General features: G+C 71.3%; 16 protein-coding genes. 3 read left to right on the top strand and 13 right to left on the bottom strand.

What is annotated here, in order from left to right; genetic code table 11:
• Positions 1 to 83: 83 nt before the first annotated feature.
• On the bottom strand, positions 84 to 359 hold the full coding sequence (locus EAO72_RS20605) for a hypothetical protein (protein WP_148018800.1): 276 nt from the start codon (positions 357 to 359) through the stop codon (positions 84 to 86).
• 330 nt (positions 360 to 689) lie between these two features.
• Here EAO72_RS20605 and EAO72_RS20600 point away from each other — a divergent pair, with 330 nt between their 5' ends.
• Complete coding sequence (locus EAO72_RS20600) at positions 690 to 2,351, top strand: beta-N-acetylhexosaminidase (RefSeq protein WP_148018799.1); 1,662 nt, start codon at positions 690 to 692, stop codon at positions 2,349 to 2,351.
• Between the two features lie 132 nt (positions 2,352 to 2,483).
• On the opposite strand, the gene EAO72_RS20595 is transcribed toward EAO72_RS20600, so the two are convergent.
• From EAO72_RS20595 to EAO72_RS20570, 6 genes are all read right to left on the bottom strand, one after another.
• Positions 2,484 to 3,362 carry a siderophore-interacting protein gene (locus EAO72_RS20595; RefSeq protein ID WP_148018798.1) on the bottom strand — a complete coding sequence of 293 codons (879 nt, stop codon included), beginning with the start codon at positions 3,360 to 3,362 and terminating at the stop codon, positions 2,484 to 2,486.
• A gap of 2 nt (positions 3,363 to 3,364) precedes the next feature.
• Positions 3,365 to 4,348 (bottom strand): ABC transporter substrate-binding protein, encoded by a 984-nt coding sequence (locus EAO72_RS20590; RefSeq protein ID WP_148021927.1) that lies wholly within the window; start codon positions 4,346 to 4,348, stop codon positions 3,365 to 3,367.
• A gap of 367 nt (positions 4,349 to 4,715) precedes the next feature.
• The gene (locus EAO72_RS20585; RefSeq protein ID WP_148018797.1) at positions 4,716 to 5,882 is read right to left on the bottom strand and encodes an acyl-CoA dehydrogenase family protein; all 1,167 of its coding nucleotides are present in this window, start codon (positions 5,880 to 5,882) and stop codon (positions 4,716 to 4,718) included.
• Between the two features lie 7 nt (positions 5,883 to 5,889).
• Positions 5,890 to 6,867: a hydroxymethylglutaryl-CoA lyase gene (locus EAO72_RS20580; RefSeq protein ID WP_148018796.1), complete on the bottom strand. Its 978-nt coding sequence runs from the start codon at positions 6,865 to 6,867 to the stop codon at positions 5,890 to 5,892.
• Entirely contained in the window at positions 6,864 to 8,945 is a 2,082-nt protein-coding gene (locus EAO72_RS20575; RefSeq protein WP_187285151.1) for an acetyl-CoA carboxylase biotin carboxylase subunit, read from the bottom strand. Before EAO72_RS20575 ends, EAO72_RS20580 begins: the two co-directional genes overlap by 4 nt.
• Before the next feature lie 7 nt (positions 8,946 to 8,952).
• Complete coding sequence (locus EAO72_RS20570) at positions 8,953 to 10,563, bottom strand: carboxyl transferase domain-containing protein (RefSeq protein WP_148018795.1); 1,611 nt, start codon at positions 10,561 to 10,563, stop codon at positions 8,953 to 8,955.
• A 132-nt stretch (positions 10,564 to 10,695) separates the two neighbouring features.
• On the opposite strand from EAO72_RS20570, the gene EAO72_RS20565 reads away from it, so the two are divergent.
• Positions 10,696 to 11,319, top strand: a complete 624-nt coding sequence (locus EAO72_RS20565; RefSeq protein WP_148018794.1) for an SACE_7040 family transcriptional regulator — start codon at positions 10,696 to 10,698, stop codon at positions 11,317 to 11,319.
• 73 nt (positions 11,320 to 11,392) lie between these two features.
• A complete protein-coding gene (locus tag EAO72_RS20560; RefSeq protein WP_148018793.1) occupies positions 11,393 to 12,172 on the top strand; it encodes a phosphatase in 780 nt (259 codons plus the stop codon).
• Positions 12,173 to 12,267: 95 nt separating this feature from the next.
• Here the strand turns inward: EAO72_RS20560 and EAO72_RS20555 are convergent, their stop codons facing one another.
• The 6 genes from EAO72_RS20555 to EAO72_RS20535 form a co-directional block, all read right to left on the bottom strand.
• Entirely contained in the window at positions 12,268 to 13,302 is a 1,035-nt protein-coding gene (locus EAO72_RS20555; RefSeq protein ID WP_148018792.1) for a cation diffusion facilitator family transporter, read from the bottom strand.
• A gap of 38 nt (positions 13,303 to 13,340) precedes the next feature.
• Positions 13,341 to 14,231: an acyl-CoA thioesterase II gene (gene tesB, locus EAO72_RS20550; RefSeq protein ID WP_148018791.1), complete on the bottom strand. Its 891-nt coding sequence runs from the start codon at positions 14,229 to 14,231 to the stop codon at positions 13,341 to 13,343.
• 18 nt (positions 14,232 to 14,249) lie between these two features.
• Positions 14,250 to 15,407, bottom strand: coding sequence for an acyl-CoA dehydrogenase family protein (locus EAO72_RS20545; RefSeq protein WP_148018790.1), 1,158 nt, complete (start codon positions 15,405 to 15,407; stop codon positions 14,250 to 14,252).
• A 46-nt stretch (positions 15,408 to 15,453) separates the two neighbouring features.
• Entirely contained in the window at positions 15,454 to 15,615 is a 162-nt protein-coding gene (locus EAO72_RS42085) for a hypothetical protein (protein ID WP_187285150.1), read from the bottom strand.
• A gap of 270 nt (positions 15,616 to 15,885) precedes the next feature.
• Positions 15,886 to 17,145, bottom strand: coding sequence for a HEAT repeat domain-containing protein (locus tag EAO72_RS20540; RefSeq protein ID WP_148018789.1), 1,260 nt, complete (start codon positions 17,143 to 17,145; stop codon positions 15,886 to 15,888).
• Between the two features lie 145 nt (positions 17,146 to 17,290).
• Positions 17,291 to 17,911 carry a DUF7691 family protein gene (locus tag EAO72_RS20535; RefSeq protein ID WP_148018788.1) on the bottom strand — a complete coding sequence of 207 codons (621 nt, stop codon included), beginning with the start codon at positions 17,909 to 17,911 and terminating at the stop codon, positions 17,291 to 17,293.
• Positions 17,912 to 17,992: the final 81 nt, after the last annotated feature.

Genomic DNA, 17,992 nt, shown 5'->3' with positions numbered 1-17,992 from the left:
CGTACAGGTACAAGCAAGTAAGTGGGTGCCCGGCCACGGGTCCGGCCCGGCCCGGTCGGGTCCGCCGGTCCCGGCCGCCGGTCTCAGCCGTAGACGATGCGGCGCAGCTGGCGGAGCGAGAGCTCCGGCGGGGCCACCGCCCGGTGCGGCAGCTCGGCCGAGATCCGTTCGAAGATCTCCGTGTTGACCAGGCCGCCGGACTGCAGCTCGCGATGGCGGCGGCGGACGAAGACGTCGGTCGTCTCGTCGAAGTAGGCCAGTACGTCGAGGATCACCCGGGCTGCCTCACCGCGTGGAAGCGCGGTGCTGCGTACCAGGTGGTCAATGAGGTCGTCATGCGACGAGCGGCGTTCGAGCACCCGTCGATATTGCTTCCGAAGGAGCTCCAGCGCAACAATCCTGCCCGATATCGGGCAGATATGCGGTCGAGTGGCGCTCGTTTTTCCGTTCTGGGTGATTCGGGAGCGTCTGAGGACGACGCCCGTGCTCCGGAACGGCCGAGTGCGGTGCGGCTGTGGGGGCCGACGGGATGAATTCGGCCATACGCCCCGGACGGTCGGCCACGTTCATGTGCGGGCGACAAGGGGGAGTGGTCTACACCTTGACCATCCGTGAGGCAGGCGGTACGCATGGCGACGGTGCGAATGGTCAGGAGATCCAGGTGTGATCCAGCAGAAAGGGACCCGGCTGTGAGACTGCACACGACGCAGCGCAGTGCTCTTCCCCGTGCTCTACCCCGTCTTCTCGGTTCGCTGCTTCTCGTCACGGCGGCCGGAATCTCCGCCGCCTGCGCGACCCCCACGGCAACCGCGGCGGGCGGCGGCTCCGCCGCCTCGGCGCCCCGCCCGCTGGGCCAGGTCGTGCCCGCCCCCGCCGCGGTGAGACCGGGGGGATCCCCGTACTCCATCACCGGCGCCACGAGGATCCGCGTCGACGGTTCGTCCGGTGAGGCCCGCAAGATCGGCGAGTACCTGGCGGGCGTGCTGCGCCCCTCCACCGGCTACGCCCTGCCGGTCACCGAACGGGCGGGCTCCGACGGCATCCGGCTCCGGCTCGCCTCCCGTGACAGCGGACTCGGCGCCGAGGGCTACACGCTGACGGCGGGGCGCGGCTCCGTCACCATCACCGCCCGGAAGCCCGCAGGGCTCTTCCACGGCGTCCAGACGCTGCGTCAGCTCCTGCCGGCCCAGGTCGAGAGCGACAGCCGCCAGAAGGGGCCCTGGAAGGTCGCGGGCGGCAGCATCACCGACACGCCGCGCTACGCCTACCGGGGCGCGATGCTCGACGTCTCGCGGCACTTCTTCTCCGTCGACGAGGTCAAGCGCTACATCGACCAGATCGCGCTGTACAAGATGAACACCTTCCACCTGCACCTCTCCGACGACCAGGGCTGGCGCATCGCCATCGACTCCTGGCCCAACCTGGCCACGTACGGCGGCTCCACGGAGGTCGGCGGCGGGCCCGGCGGCTTCTACACCAAGAGCCAGTACAAGGAGATCGTGCGGTACGCGGCCTCCCGCTACATGGAGCTGGTGCCGGAGATCGACATGCCCGGCCACACCAACGCCGCTCTCGCCTCGTACGCGGAGCTGAACTGCGACGGCGTCGCGCCGCCGCTCTACACCGGCATCAAGGTCGGGTTCAGCTCGCTGTGCGCGGGCAAGGACGTCACGTACCGGTTCATCGACGACGTCATCGGTGAAGTGGCCGCGCTGACCCCCGGCAGGTACATCCACATCGGCGGTGACGAGGCGCACTCCACCAGCCACGAGGACTACGCCAAGATCATGGAGAGGGCGCAGGCCGCTGTCGGCAAGCACGGCAAGACCGTGATGGGCTGGCACCAGCTCACCGGCGCGACGCCGGTGAAGGGCGCGGTCGCCCAGTACTGGGGCTACGACAAGACGAGTGCCGCGGACCGGCAGCAGGTGGCGGACGCGGCGAAGAACGGCACCAGGCTCGTGCTGTCGCCGGCGGACCGGGTGTACCTCGACATGAAGTACAACGAGGACACCGTGCTGGGCCTGAAGTGGGCCGGTCTGGTCGAGGTGCAGCGCAGTTACGACTGGGACCCGGCGACCTACCTCGCCGACACTCCGGCGGACGCGGTGCTCGGGGTCGAGGCGCCGATCTGGGCCGAGACGCTGACCGACAGCGACGGCATCGACGCGATGGCGTTCCCGCGGCTGCCCGGGGCCGCGGAGCTGGGCTGGTCCCCGGCCGAGACGCACGACTGGGACACGTACAAGGAGCGCCTCGCGGCGCTCGGGCCGCGGTTCACCGCGCTGGGGATCGACTACTACCGGTCGCCCCAGGTGCCGTGGCCGGCGGAGCCCGCCGCGGCGGGGTGAGCGGGGCCGTCCGGCGGCCGGGGGTACGAGGCCCCGGCCGCCGGACGGACTGTCGTTCTACGTTCCGCGACTGCACGGACGGGCTGTCGGCATGCGTTCCGCAATTGCACGGACGGGCTGTGAGAGATGTCCTCAATCGCCGGACGGGTTTGAGTCACCGGACGGGCTCGAAACGGCCTCCTCGCGGAGCTGCTCCTCGCTCAGGCCGCGGCGCCAGTAGCCGACGAACGTCACCCGCTTGCGGTCGATGCCGCGCTCGCCCACCAGATGCCGTCGCAGCGCCCGCACCTTCGACGCCTCGCCGGCGATCCAGACGTACGGAGTTCCCTCGGGCAGTTCCGCCGCGCGCACGGCCTCCACGGCGTCCGGCGCGTCCTCGTCCCGCACCAGCCAGCTGATCCGGGCGTCGGCCGCGGTGTCGACCGCCTGGCGGTCGCCGGTGTGCGTGACCTCCAGCCAGACCTGCGCGCGCAGATGGGCCGGCAGCCACTCGAGGGCGGCCGTCGCGGCGGGCAGTGCCGTCTCATCGGCCCAGATCAGCACCCAGTCGGTGTCCGCGGGCGGGCGGAACCGGACGGCCGTGTTGTCCTCGACGGCCGGTCCGAGCGCCTTCAGTACGTCACCGGGGGAGGCCGCGGCGGCCCAGCGGCAGGCCGGACCGCCGTCCTCGTGGAGCGCGAAATCGATGTCGATCTCGGTGGCCGAACCGCCGCCGGTACGCCGCTGTGCGCGAACGGTGTACGAGCGCAGCACCGCCCGCTCGTCGGCCGGAAGAGCCCGCCAGGGGCCGAACCAGTTGCCCTCGTTATCGACCGGAACGACTGGTTCCGGCTGTCCGGGGTGCGGGAGGAACAGCGACAGGCTCTGATCGCGGCCGCCGGAGGCGAGCCCGTCGAGCCCCGGTCCGCCGAACGTGACCCGGAGCATGGACGGGGTCAGCCGCTCCGTACGCAGGACGGTCAGCCCGAAGAGCCGGAAGGGATCGACGGGCGGCGTGGCGGCGGTCGTCATGGTCAGGCGGTCTTCTTCGCGTCCTCGATGGCCTTCGCGAGGTCTTCGAGGATCGGCGCGCACTTGTCGTAGCTGTAGATCGGCTCGGTGGTGCGCGGGATGACCTGACCGGCCTTGACCGCGGGCAGCTGCGTCCAGGTCGGCTTGGAGGTCAGGGCGTCGGGCTGGAGGGCCGAGGAGCGGTTGTCCATCATGATGATGTCGGCCCCGTACTTGTCGACGTTCTCCCAGCTCAGGCTCTCGAAGAAGCCCGCCGCGTCGACCTTCGGCTCGACGAACTTCACGCCCAGTTCCTGGAAGTACAGGGTGTCGGCGGACATCTTGGCGAGCGAGACGTAGAAGAGGTCCTGGCTGGCCGAGCCGATCATGACCTTGAGGTTCGGCTTGGACTTCGCGGCGGCGCGCAGCCGGGCCGCGGCCTTCTCGAAGCGGGCCTTGGCGTCGGTGGCAGCCTTGGCCTTGACGTCGGCGCCGAGCGAGGCGGCGAGGTCCTCGTGGCGCTGGATCGCCTGGGGGATCGTGGTCTGGGCGGCCCACAGGGCGACGCTCGGGACGAGCTTGAGAATCTTGTCCTTGGACGCGTCCGGCACGTACCAGAGGGCGTCCTTCTCCCACATGGCCGTCACCAGCAGGTCCGGGCCGAGCGCGGCGTACTTCTCGACGTTGAACTCGCCCCAGACGTTGCCGAGGATCTCGACCTTGCTGATGTCCAGGTCGCCGGCCTGCACGTCGGCCTTGCCGTTCGCGGCCTTCGTGGGGCCGAATACGGCCTTGACCTCGACGCCGTAGTCGTGGAGCGCGGCGGCGACGCCCGTGAAGGCGACGATGTTCTTCGGGACGGACTTGGCCTCGGCGGTCTGCCCGCGGTCGTCCTTGAAGCTCCAGGGCCCGGCGTCGGCGCTCTTGGAGCCGGTGGAACCGGAGTCCTTGGAGTCGCTGTCCCCACAGGCTGCCAGCACGGCGCCCAGGCCAACGGCGCCGCCCATGGCCAGCAGGCCGCGGCGGGTGGGACGGGACACTCGGGCAGTGCGCATGACGGAGTCCGCTTTCGTACGAGCCGGAGACCGGCCGGTGACAAGTTCGAGCGAAGGTTAGCCTAACCTCACGAACTGTCGCCCCTGCGGACGCCCCCGGCCCGGCGACGACCGGGCTCACCCGACGATGACGCCGCCGCCTCCCACCTCCGGGCCCGCTCGGCGGCGGCCTCGGTGTTGGCCGGCCGCGCCGCCACGTGGTCGTCGGCGCAGCCGCTGTGTGCGGCGAGCTCCGCGCTCCGGAAGCAGCAGCACAAGGGGCTGCCAGGGCGCGGACGGGGCTGAGCCGGTCCCGTCACCGGCTCAGCCCCGTGATCCGTCAGGCCGACATGCCCAGCTCCCGGGCGATCAGCATCCGCTGCACCTCGCTCGTGCCCTCGCCGATCTCCAGGATCTTGGAGTCGCGCCACATCCGGGCCACCGGGTACTCGTTCATGAAGCCGTAGCCGCCGTGGATCTGGGTCGCCTCGCGGGCGTTGTCCACCGCGACCGTCGAGGAGTACAGCTTGGCGATCGCCGCCTCCTTCTTGAACGGTTCGCCCGCCAGCAGGCGCGACGCCGCGTCGCGCCAGCCGATCCGGGCCATGTGGGCCCGCATCTCCATGTCGGCGATCTTGAACTGGATCGCCTGGTTGGCGCCGATCGGCTTCCCGAACGCGTGTCGCTCGGCGGCGTACTTCACCGACTCGTCCACACAGCCCTGCGCCAGGCCCGTCGACAGTGCCGAGATGGCGATCCGGCCCTCGTCCAGGATCCGCAGGAACTGCGCGTAGCCGCGGCCCTCCTCGCCCAGCAGGTTCTCCAGCGGGACGCGGACGTCCGAGAAGGAGAGCTCGCGGGTGTCCGAGGCGTTCCAGCCGACCTTGGAGTAGGGGGCGGCGACCGTGAAGCCGGGGGTGCCGGACGGGACGATGATCGACGAGATGAGCGGGGCGCCGTTCTCCTTGCGGCCGGTCACCGCCGTGACCGTGACCAGCTCGGTGATGTCCGTGCCCGAGTTGGTGATGAAGCACTTGGAGCCGTTGATCACCCACTCGCCCGTCGCCTCGTCGCGCACCGCCGTCGTCCGGGTGCCGCCCGCGTCCGAGCCGCCGTCCGGCTCCGTCAGGCCGAACGCGCCGAGCGCCTCGCCCGCGCAGAGCTTCGGCAGCCACTGCCGCTTCTGCTCCTCCGTGCCGAAGCGGAACACCGGCATCGCGCCGAGCGAGACCCCGGCCTCCAGGGTGATCGCCACGGACGAGTCGACGCGGGCCAGCTCCTCCAGGGCGATGCCGAGGGCGAGGTAGTCGCCGCCCATCCCGCCGTACTCCTCCGGGAACGGCAGCCCGAACAGGCCCATCCGTCCCATCTCGCGCACGATCTCGTACGGGAACTCATGGCGCTCGTAGAAGTCGCCGATCTTCGGCGCGACCACGTCGTGGGCGAACTCCTCGACGGTGCGGCGGAGTTCCTCGTGCTCGGCGGTCAGCCGGTGGTCCAGGGACATCGGGGGATCACTGCTCCTTGTGGGACTGTGTGTGCTGCACCGAGAGCGCGCGGACGGTGCGGGACGGGCTCGGTCGGCCCAGGTGTCCGGCGAGCCACACGCTCGTGGCGATGAGCTCGTCGAGGTCGACCCCGGTTTCGATACCGAGGCCTTCGAGCATCCAGACCAGGTCCTCCGTGGCGAGGTTCCCGGTCGCGCTCTTCGCGTACGGGCAGCCGCCGAGGCCGCCCGCGGAGGCGTCCACGGTGGACACGCCGTGCTGGAGCGCGGCCAGGGTGTTGGACAGGGCCTGTCCGTACGTGTCGTGGAAGTGCACCCCGATCGTGTCGGTGTGCACCCCCGACTCGTTCAGCGACGCCAACAGGGTCTGTACGTGGCCGGGCGTCGCGACCCCGATCGTGTCGCCGAGCGACAGCTCGTCGCAGCCGAGGTCCATCAGCGCCCTGGCGACCCGGACGACCTGGTGGACCGGGACCGGGCCCTCCCACGGGTCGCCGAAACACATCGACAGGTAGCCGCGCACATGCACCTGCTCCGCCTTGGCGCGGGCCACCACGGGCTCGAACATGGCGAGCGACTCGTCGATCGTGCGGTTGAGGTTGCGGGCCGCGAAGGTCTCCGTCGCCGAGCCGAAGACGGCGATCCGGCGGGCGCCGAGCGCCAGGGCCCGGTCCAGTCCCCGCTCGTTCGGCACGAGGACCGGCAGCGCCACGTCACCCACGTCCCCTATGTCGCCGAGCATCGGGAACAGCTGTTCCGCGTCGGCCAGTTGGGGCACCCACTTGGGGTGGACGAAGCTCGTGGCCTCGATCGTGGTCAGCCCGGCGACCGCGAGCCGGCGGATGAACTCCGCCTTCACCTCGGTCGGTACGACCGCCTTCTCGTTCTGCAGCCCGTCGCGGGCACCGACCTCGTGGATACGGACCCGGGCGGGCAGGTCCGGGGCCGTCACGGTCATCGGCAGGGTGCGGTCGGTCGTCGTCATGCTTCCTCCCCGGTGGCCGCCGGCACGACCACGGCCAGTACCTGGTCCATGGCCACCGTGGTGCCTGCGGTCACGTCGAGTTCGGTCACGGTGCCGGCGTGCGGGGCGGAGATGACGTGCTCCATCTTCATCGCCTCCACGACGAGGAGGCTCTGCCCGGCCGCGACCTCGTCCCCGACGGCCACCTTCACCACGGTGACCGTTCCGGGCATGGGCGCGGCGAGCGTGTCCGCACCGGAGCGGGCGGCGCCGGACAGCGAGGCCTCCACCGGGTCGTGGTCCCGGACGTGCCAGGCGTCGCCGCCCCGGCCGAACCAGTGGCCCTCCGGGGAGGCGGCGTACGCGAACGCGTGGGTGACACCGGCGAGTTCGAGGGTGATCCGGCTGCCGTCCGCCGTCAGCGTCCTGGCCGTCTCCGCGCTGCCCGGCAGCGGGCCCAGCGGGCCGCAGGTGCCGGAGTCGGGCAGTGGCGGCTGTGCGCCCTCCCCGACGTGGCCGAACGTCAGCTCCGCGCCCGCGCCGCACGGCCGCAGGCCCACCTGGACCGGGTCGTGGCCGGGGATCCGGAAGTGCCGCACCGTACGCGCAGGCATACCGCCGAGCCGCCAGCCGTCACCGGCCGAGAACGGGTCGGACCAGCCATTCGCGTGGGCCGGGCCGGGGGAGTGCTGCCGCAGCAGAGCCGCCGCCGCGTACACCTCCTCCGGCACCCCGTCCGGGACCAGCGCGTCCACCTCGCGCTCCACCAGGCCGGTGTCCAGCTCGCCCGCCACCACGGCCGGGTGGCCGAGCAGCCGGCGCAGGAAGCCCGCGTTGGTCGGGACGCCGAGGACCACCGTGTCCGCGAGCGCCGCCCGCAGGCGCCGCAGCGCCGTCGCCCGGTCGGGGCCGTACGCGATCACCTTGGACAGCATCGGGTCGTACAGGCTGCCGACCTCGCCGCCCTCGGCGAGCCCCGAGTCCGTCCGCACTCCGCCGCCCTGCGGTTCGTGCAGCGCCAGCACGGTGCCGCCCGAGGGCAGGAAGCCGCGGGCCGGGTCCTCGGCGCAGATCCGGGCCTCGACCGCATGGCCGGTGAGGGTGATGTCCTGTTGGGTGTAGGGGAGTTGCTCGCCGGATGCGACGCGCAGCTGCCACTCGACCAGGTCGAGGCCGGTGATCAGCTCCGTCACCGGGTGCTCGACCTGGAGGCGGGTGTTCATCTCCATGAAGTAGTACGAGGCCGGGTCGTTGCCCGGGACGATGAACTCCACCGTCCCCGCGCCGACATACCCGCAGGACCGGGCGGCCTGCACGGCCGCCTCGCCCATGGCCGCGCGCGTCTTCTCGTCGAGCAGGACCGAGGGCGCCTCCTCGATGATCTTCTGGTGGCGGCGCTGGAGCGAGCACTCGCGCTCGCCGAGATGTACCACGTTGCCGTGGCCGTCCGCCAGCACCTGGATCTCGATGTGGCGCGGCCGGTCGATCCACCGCTCCACGAGGAGGGTGTCGTCACCGAAGGAGGCGCGCGCCTCGCGCCGGGCGGCGGCGATCTCGTCCGCGAGGAGCGCCGCGTCGCGCACCAGCCGCATGCCCTTGCCGCCGCCGCCCGCGGAGGGTTTGAGCAGGACCGGCATGCCGATCTCATGGGCGGCTTCCGCCAGTTGGCCGTCCGTCAGCTCACTGCCCGAGGATCCCGGCACCACCGGGACACCGGCCGCGGCGACCGTCTCCTTGGCCCGGATCTTGTCGCCCATCAGGGCGATGGCGGCGGCGGGCGGCCCGATGAAGACCAGCCCCGCGTCCGCGCACGCCCGGGCGAAGCCCGCGTTCTCGGCGAGGAAGCCGTAGCCGGGGTGGACGGCCTGTGCGCCCGTGCGCAGGGCCGCCTCCAGGAGCCGGTCCGCGGAGAGGTAGCTCTCGGCGGCCGGTGCGGGCCCGATCCGTACCGCCGTGTCGGCCTCCCGTACGTGCCGGGCGTCGGCGTCCGCGTCGCTGAAGACGGCGACGGAACGCACGCCCAGCTCCCGCAGGGTCCGGATGACCCGGACCGCGATCTCGCCGCGGTTGGCGACGAGAACCGTGTCGAACATCGTCATCAGTTCCTCACATCCGGAAGACGCCGAAGCCGGCGTCGCCCAACGGGGCGTTGGCGCACGCGGTCAGGGCGAGCCCCAGTACCTGCCGGGTCTCCATCGGGTCGATCACGCCGTCGTCCCAGAGCCGGGCGGTGGCGTAGTACGCGTTGCCCTGGGTCTCGTACTGCTCGCGGATCGGGGCCTTGAACGACTCCTCGTCCTCGGTGCTCCAGTCATCGCCCAGCTGGTCGCGCTTGACCGTGGCGAGGACGGACGCGGCCTGCTCGCCGCCCATGACGGAGATCTTCGCGTTGGGCCACATCCACAGGAAGCGGGGGCTGTAGGCCCGGCCGCACATGGAGTAGTTGCCCGCGCCGTAGGACCCGCCGACCACCACGGTCAGCTTCGGGACGCGGGTGCAGGCGACGGCGGTGACCATCTTGGCGCCGTGCTTGGCGATGCCGCCCGCCTCGTAGTCCCGGCCGACCATGAAGCCCGAGATGTTCTGGAGGAAGACCAGCGGGATGCCGCGCTGGTCGCACAGCTCGATGAAGTGCGCGCCCTTCTGGGCGGACTCGGAGAACAGGATGCCGTTGTTGGCGACGATGCCGACCGGGTGGCCGTGGAGGTGGGCGAAGCCGGTGATCAGCGTCGTGCCGTACTCCGCCTTGAACTCGGCGAAGCGCGATCCGTCGACGACCCGGGCGATCACCTCCCGCACGTCGTAGGGCGTGCGCGAGTCGACCGGAACGGCGCCGTACAGACCGGCGGGGTCCACCTTCGGCTCGTCCACCGGCTGGACGGACCATGGCAGCGCGCCCCGGTCCGGCAGCGTCGCCACGATGTTCCGCACGATCCGCAGCGCGTGCGCGTCGTCCTCCGCGAGATGGTCGGTGACCCCCGACGTACGGGAGTGGACCTCGCCGCCGCCCAGCTCCTCGGCGGTGACGACCTCGCCGGTCGCGGCCTTCACGAGCGGCGGACCGCCCAGGAAGATCGTCCCCTGGTTCCGGACGATCACGGCCTCGTCGCTCATCGCGGGGACGTACGCCCCACCGGCGGTACAGGACCCCAGCACCGCCGCGATCTGCGGGATGCCGGCCCCGGACATCCGGGCCTGGTTGTAGAAGATCCGCCCGAAGTGCTCCCGGTCCGGGAACACCTCGTCCTGCATCGGCAGGAAGGCGCCGCCCGAGTCCACCAGGTAGAGGCAGGGCAGCCGGTTCTCCAGCGCCACCTCCTGGGCGCGCAGGTGCTTCTTCACGGTCATCGGGTAGTACGTGCCGCCCTTGACGGTCGCGTCATTGGCGACGATCACGCACTCCCGGCCGCTGACCCGGCCGATCCCGGCGATCACCCCGGCGGCCGGGGCCGCGCCCCCGTACAGCCCCTCGGCCGCCAGTGGGGCCAGCTCCAGGAAGGGAGAGCCCGGATCGAGCAGGGTGTCCACCCGTTCCCGGGGCAGCAGCTTGCCGCGCGCCACATGCCGGGCGCGGGCCTTCTCACCCCCGCCGAGCCTGGCCGTGGCGAGCCGCTTGCGCAGCTCGTCGGTGAGCGCGTGATGCGCCGCCTCGTTGGCCTGCCAGGCCTCCGAGGCGGGATCGGCCGCGCTCGCCAGCACCGGTGCCTGCTGCTGCATCCTGTCGAGCCCCCTTGCCCGTACCGCAGTGTGACGACCTCGGCCCCGTCCGTGACGGGGGAGGCTGTTAGTGAGCGTTAACGCATCCCATAGGTTAACGACCGCTAACGCACCTGTCTAGAATGACTGTTCATGAGCACCCATGCCGCCGCACGCGTCGCGGCTCCCACCCGCCGTGAGCAGATCCTCAAGGAGGCCGCGCGCCTCTTTGCCGAGCGCGGCTTCCACGGGGTCGGCGTCGACGAGATAGGTGCCGCCGTCGGCATCAGCGGCCCCGGCCTCTACCGGCACTTCCCCGGCAAGGACGCGATGCTCGCCGAACTGCTCGTCGGGATCAGCGAGCGGCTGCTGGCCGGCGGGCAGCTGAGGGTCTCCGAGGACGCCTCCGGTGACAGGTCCCCCGAGGCGCTCCTGGACGCGCTCATCGAGGGCCACATCGACTTCGCCCTCGACGACCGCCCCCTGATCACCCTGCACGACCGCGAGCTGGACCGCCTGCGGGACACCGACCGCAAGAGGGTCCGCCGGCTCCAGCGCGAGTACGTCGAGGTCTGGGTCGCCGTCGTCCGCGACCTCTACCCCGCGCTCCCCGAGCACGAGGCCCGCGCCACCGTCCACGCCGTGTTCGGCCTGCTCAACTCCACCCCGCACCTCGGCCGCCCCGGCGCGCTGCCCGGCCGCACCGACACGGCGGCGCTGCTGCACCGGCTGGCGCGGGGTGCCTTCGCCGCGGCGGGGGAGCCGCAGCCCGTCTGAGCGACGGCCGGACCCGCCGCCCACCCCTCAATACGCCCGGCACGCTGCGCACATCCCACGGCACAATGGGTTCATGCCGATACCCAGCCGCGCCGCCCTCGTCGACCACCTCGTCCGTACGCGCATAGCGGGAGACGTCGCGACCCCGCGCGACAACAACCTCTCCCACTACCGCAAGCTCGCCAACGGCGACCGCCACTTCTGGCTGGGCCTGGAGCTCGGCGACCGGTGGCGCGACGAGCAGGACGTCCTGGCGGTCATGGCCGAGAGATGCGGCGTCAGCGACGATCCGGAGCACCGGTACGGCCAGGACACCATCGACCCCGAGCTCACCGTCGCCGCCCTGGACCGGGCCGCGGCCCGGCTGCGGAAGGCGGCCGACGGGACGGAGCGGGTGCTCTTCGCCACCGGGCACCCGGGCGGGCTCCTGGACGTCCACCGGCAGACCGCCGCCGCGCTGCGGGCGGCCGGCTGCGAGATCATGGTCATCCCGTCCGGGCTGACGGCCGACGAGGGCATGGTCTTCCAGTTCGCGGACGTCGCCGTGCAGGAACGCGGCGCGACCCTCTGGCACACCCACTCCCCGGCCCCGATGGCCGCGATCCTGGACGCCCTGGAACGGGAGGGGCGCCCCATGCCCGATCTGGTCGTCGCCGACCACGGCTGGGCGGGATGCGCGGCGCAGCGCGGACTGGACGCCATCGGCTACGCGGACTGCAACGACCCGGCCCTGTTCCTCGGGGAGGCCGAGGGCACCCTCCAGGTGGCCGTCCCGCTGGACGACCACGTGCTGGACCCGCGCTTCTACGACCCGATGACGGAGTACCTGCTGGACGCGGCCGGGCTGCTCTGACCGGGCTGCGGCCGGCTCAGGGCCCAACGTCCGGACACCGGGGCCCGGTGTCCGGCTCAGGGCCCGGTGTCCGGACACCGGGCCCGGTGTCCGGCTCAGGGCCCGGCGTCCGGACCGTTCCGTGGGTTCGGACGGTTCCCGGCGTCCGGACCGTTCCCGGTCTCCGGACCGTTCCGCGCGGCCCGGGCCCGGCGCCGCTGCTCCAGACCCGGCGTCGGGTCCAGATACACCCGGCGGATCGACGGATAGCGCTCCCGCAGCTGCTGTTCCGCCTCCTCGCAGGCCCACTCGACCTGTTCGGCACTGGCCACGTCCCGGAAGTCGACCTTCGCGGCGATCAGGATCTCGGTCGGTCCCTGGATGAGGGTGGTCAGTTCCAGTACGTCGATGATGTGCGGCACCGAGAGCAGCTCCTCGCGGACCCCCGCCCGCATCGACGGCGAAACCGGCCGGCCGATCAGCAGCTGGGCGTTGGACCGGCCGAGCACCCAGGCCACGTACACGAGCAGCACGCCGATCAGGAGCGAAGCGATGCCGTCCCAGACCCCGGAACCCGAGAGCTGGCCGCCGAGCAGTCCGCCCGCGGCCAGCAGCAGACCCACCAGCGCCGCGGAGTCCTCCATCACGACGGCCTTGACCGCCGTGTCCGGGGTGAGCCGGAAGTAGCGCTTGGCGGGGGTGCCCAGCCGGCCGGCCTCGCCGCGCACCTGCCGCAGCCCGGTGCGCAGCGAGTAGCCCTCCAGCAGGAAGGCGACGGCGAGCACGATGTACGAGACGAGCGGGTCGCCGAGCTCCTCGCCCGAGGCCAGGGTGTGGATGCCGTCGTAGATCGAGAAGACCGCGCCGCCGACGAACGTGGCGACGGAGGCGAGCATCGCCCAGATGTACCGCTCGGGGCCGTAGCCCAGCGGGTGTTCCTCGTCGGCGGGCTTCTCGCTGCGCTTGAGCGCGGTGAGCAGCAGTACCTCGGTGACGGTGTCGGCGACCGAGTGGGCCGCCTCGGAGAGCATCGCGCTCGATCCGCTGATCAGCCCCGCGACGGCCTTGGCCACGGCGATGCCGAGGTTGGCGACCGCCGCGACGATGACGGTGAACGTGGACTCCCCACCAGCGGACTTCTCGTCACTCATGGTGGGGAGTATGGCGGAATCGGCCGGGCGCGGCCTGTTCAGTGCCCGCGCGGGACCCGGACGACGCCCTCCTGGATGACGGTGATCGCCAGCCGGCCGTCCTGGGTGTAGATCCGGGCCTGGCCGAGCCCGCGCCCGCCGGACGCGGACGGCGACTCCTGGTCGTACAGCAGCCATTCGTCGGCCCGGAACGGCCGGTGGAACCACATCGCGTGGTCCAGGCTCGCCCCCACCACGTCGCCGACCGCCCAGCCGCCGCGCCCGTGGGCGAGGAGCACCGAGTCGAGCAGCGTCATGTCGGAGACGTACGTGGCCATACAGACGTGCAGCAGCGGGTCGTCCGCGAGCTTGCCGTTGGTACGGAACCACACCTGGGACCGCGGCTCGCGCGGTTCGCCGACGGTGCCGAAGGGCGGCGCGTCCGCGTACCGCAGGTCGACCGCGGCCCGCGCCTCGATCAGCCGGTCCACGACGCTCGGGTCGCTGAACCGGTCCGCGTACCGCGGCAGCATCTCGGCGGCCGTGGGCAGCGTCTCGGGGTCGGGAGCGGCCGGCATGTCCGCCTGGTGCTCCAGCCCTTCCTCGTACGTCTGGAAGGACGCGGAGAGGTGGAAGATCGGCTGCCCGTGCTGGACGGCGACGACCCGCCGGGTCGTGAAGGAGCGGCCGTCCCGGATGCGGTCGACGCTGTAGACGATCGGCGCGCCCGGGTCCCCCGCCCGCAGGAAGTACGAGTGGAGGGAGTGGGCGGGCCGGTCGGCGGGGACGGTCCGGCCCGCGGCGACCAGCGCCTGGGCCGCGACCTGTCCGCCGAAGACACGGGGCACGATCGCCGAACGGCTGGTGCCCCGGAAGATGTCCTGCTCGATCTGCTCCAGATCGAGGAGATCCAGCAGATCGAGCAGGGCGGCGTCCGGTACTGAGCTCATGGAGAGAACGTAGCCGCTCTACAGGCCCATGGACTTCGCGATGATCGACTTCATGACCTCGCTGGTGCCGCCGTAGATGCGGTTGACGCGGTTGTCCGCGTACAGGCGGGCGATCGGGTACTCGTTCATGAAGCCGTAGCCGCCGTGCAACTGGAGGCAGCGGTCGATCACGCGGTGCGCGACCTCGGTGCAGAAGAGCTTCGCGGAGGCGGCCTCGGCGGCGGTCAGCTCGCCGGCGTCCAGCGCCTCCAGCGCGCGGTCGGCGACGGCCTGGGCCGCGTCGACCTCGGCCTGGCAGGCGGCCAGCTCGAACTTGGTGTTCTGGAACGAGGCGACGGTCTTGCCGAAGACGGTGCGGTCCTGCACGTACTCCTTGGCGAACCGGACGGCGGCGGCGGCCTGGGCGTACGCGCCGAAGGCGATGCCCCAGCGCTCGGAGGCCAGGTTGGTGCCGAGGTAGCCGAAGCCCTTGTTCTCCTCGCCGAGGAGGTCCTCGACCGGGACCTTCACGTCGACGAACGCCAGCTCGGCGGTGTCGGAGACGCGCAGGCCGAGCTTGTCGAGCTTGCGGCCGATCGAGTAGCCCGCGGACTTGGTGTCGACGGCGAACAGGGAGATGCCGAAGCGGCGGTCGTCCTCGCGCGGGGCGGAGGTGCGGGCGCAGACGATCACGCGGTCGGCGTGCACGCCGCCGGTGATGAAGGTCTTGGAACCGTTGAGGACGTAGTGCGTGCCGTCCTCGGAGAGCTTGGCGGTGGTCTTCATGCCCGCGACGTCGGAGCCGGTGCCCGGCTCGGTCATCGCGAGGGCCCACATCTCCTCGCCGGTGGTGAACTTCGGCAGCCAGCGCTTCTTCTGCTCGTCGGTGGCGAGCATCTTGATGTAGGGCAGGCCGAGCAGCGTGTGCACGCCGGAACCGCCGAAGGAGACGCCCGCGCGGGCGGTCTCCTCGTAGATGAGGGCCTCGTACTTGTGCGAGTCGATGCCCGCGCCGTCGTACTCCTCGTCCACGGTGATGCCGAAGACACCCAGCTCGCCGAGCTTCAGGTAGAAGTCGCGCGGGGCCTGGCCGGCCGCGAACCACTCGTCGTACACGGGCACGACCTCGGCCGCGATGAAGGCGCGGATGGTCTCCCGGAACGCCTCGTGGTCCTCGTTGAATACCGTACGGCGCACGGGGTGCCTCCCTGGTCGGCTTCGCTCGGCTTGGCTAAGCGCTTGCTCAGCCTTGGTTAAAAGTTACCCGGCGGTCACCGGAGCTGTCCAGGGTGATGCTGAGCACGCCGGGGGCATCGGCGGTGTGCTGCCGCGCGATCCGCGAGGAGAGCCCGTTTCGCCCGCGCAGCAGTGCCGCGAACCGCGCAAGCCACGCCTCGTCGCTCATCGGGCGCCCGGCGTCCGGCGATCCACCGGCCCACCCGCTCCTCGGAAGGCCGCCATCCCGGAACCGCGAGCAGTGCCCGGTGAGGCAGAGCACGGATGCGGGTACGGATGCCCCGGCGGAGGTAGGCCGTTCACGTCGAGGGCGCTGCGGTGATCCGGGCCGCTGCCCGTGGTCTTCCTGGTGGCGGGGCTGAAGCGGGAGGTGCCGTTGCGGGAGAAGTGAGGGGCGCCGGAGTCCTGGCGGTGCCGGTCCGGTGACTGCCTGGCGTGCTCAGCGCCGGCGGTCCCGGCGCCACTCGTAGAGCCACAGCGCGGAAAGGTAGAGCTCGCTGGGACGAGAGCCGGGACGCTGCCGCGGTGGGCCAAGAAGGCGTGCAGCTTCCACGCACCGCGCGTCGTCGTGGGAGGCGAGCCCTTCCACGGCGGCGACCCGGACCTGCCGGTCCGCGTCCTCCAGCAACGCGAACATCGCGTCGGTAAGGGCAGGATCGCGGTCTCTGCCGTTGCCGACCGTGAGACAGGCTTCCTCCCGTACCGCCCAGTCCGGGTCCGTCATCAGCACCAGCAGCGCCTGACGCACCTCGCCCGAAAAGGCGGGCGGCTCGAACCACGTGCCCAGACCGGATGCCACCGCGCGTCGTACATCGCCGTAGGGATGGCCGGCATGGGGCAGAAGGGCGGCGACGGCGCGCGCGTCAGGGTGCTGTCCCAGAGCCCTGAGCACCTCGGTGAGGACGAACCGGTCCGATTCCCGCGTCGACCACTCGGTGAAGATGTCCAGGGCGGGACCGGCGAACGCATCCGCTTCGTCGTCGTCGAAGAGATGGGTCAGGCGCAGCACCTCGGCGCCGAACAGCCTGTGGGAGGGCTCGGGATGAGTGCGCAGGGCCGCGGCAGCCGCCCAGGTCTCCTGATCGCGGCGGTGCGACAGCAGGATGGTGGCCCGCGGCCACGCGGTGTGGTCCTGGTCGAAGCCCAGTGCGCGGGCCATCAGTTCCTCGAACGAGGGGCTGACGCCGAGCAGTTGCTCCAGGTCCGTGAGGATCGCAGCGTGCCCGTCCCGAACGGACACGCCGCCGAGGGAGAATGCACCGATGCTGTAGAGCTCGTCGTCCTGGACCCGAGCGCGAGCGGCAGCCTCCTCGGCACCGGTACGACGCCGCAGCTCGGCTTCGGCCCCCGCCCGGTACCAGTGGCACGCGAGGTCCCGCGCCTCCAGAAGCTCGGCCTCCGGGTACCTGATCCGCATCGACTGCTCCAGAAGCGCCTCGACCAGTGCGGGCGACCCTGATTTGACTGCCTCACACAACGTCAGCAACTCGTCGGGCCGGCTCAAGCTGGGATCGACGCCGTTCTGCAGCAGCAGTTGGGCGATGCCCCCGGAACGCATCCGGACCGCGAGGGAGAAGGCGGCTTGCTCCGCATCGGCGTCCCGGTCCTCCCGAAGGAGGCGCTCCACCAGGCGGATGTCACCGGCACGAACCGCAGTGACGAGAGCAGGCTCGCCACCCGCATCCGCACCTGTGCTCACGGCCCTGCTCCCCCGTCGCGTATGTGCAGCTCAGTCTGCCGAAGCAGCCTAGAACAGGCTGCAAGTGGAGTCGGCCGCGCAGTAGGGTAGTTGAGAGCGAGGCGGTGCGGCGAGGGCAGGCACATCAGTTGCCGCTGCCCCGGCTTCAGGAGCGGAAGCCGATGACGCCGTAGCCCGGTCGTGCTTGCGCGTGCCGCATCCAGGTGAGGCACTGCATGACGGCGTCCAGGACCTCGGGCTCCAGCGGCGGGGCCTGGCCCGACTCGTCGACCGCACGCTTGGTGGCCTCGAACTGCTGGAGCGCCCGGGCGATGTCCTCGGGCGCCCACTCGCCGCAGCCCGGCGTGTAGGTGTAGGGCAGCGGAGCCGGTGGACGGCTGTGGCTGAAGGTGTCCACGGACACCGCTGTGACACCCAGGGCCTCCAGACCCTGGTCGACGACGGACAGCCAGTCGCCCCTGTGCGGCGTGAAGCAGTCGTTGGGCAGGAAAGCGCCGGTGAGCGAGCATATGCGCTCGTAGGCGTAGCTGTACTGGAAGGCGTGGTCCCGGTTCTCGCTGAAGGGGCCGCCGTGGATGACCGCGGACAGGGCCTGGTCCGCCGTGGGGGAGCCCTGCTCGATCGCGTCACTGTGGTAGTCGTCGTCGCGGACCAGGTCGTCCCCGAACTCGGCGCGTATCACGTTCAGCAATTGGTCGTCGCGGGATCCGACCAGGGCGCGCGTAGCGGCCACGTCCAACAGGTAGACGCTCAGGGAAGAACTCATGGGACGAACCTTAGGTGGCGCCACTGACACTCCGGTGAGGTGTGCCGGACGGCACGGGAGAGATCCCGCCGAGGCTACGCA

The organism is Streptomyces sp. OR43 (assembly GCF_008042275.1).
Taxonomy (GTDB): Bacteria; Actinomycetota; Actinomycetes; order Streptomycetales; family Streptomycetaceae; genus Streptomyces.
This window is presented reverse-complemented; position numbering and strand designations above follow the sequence as displayed.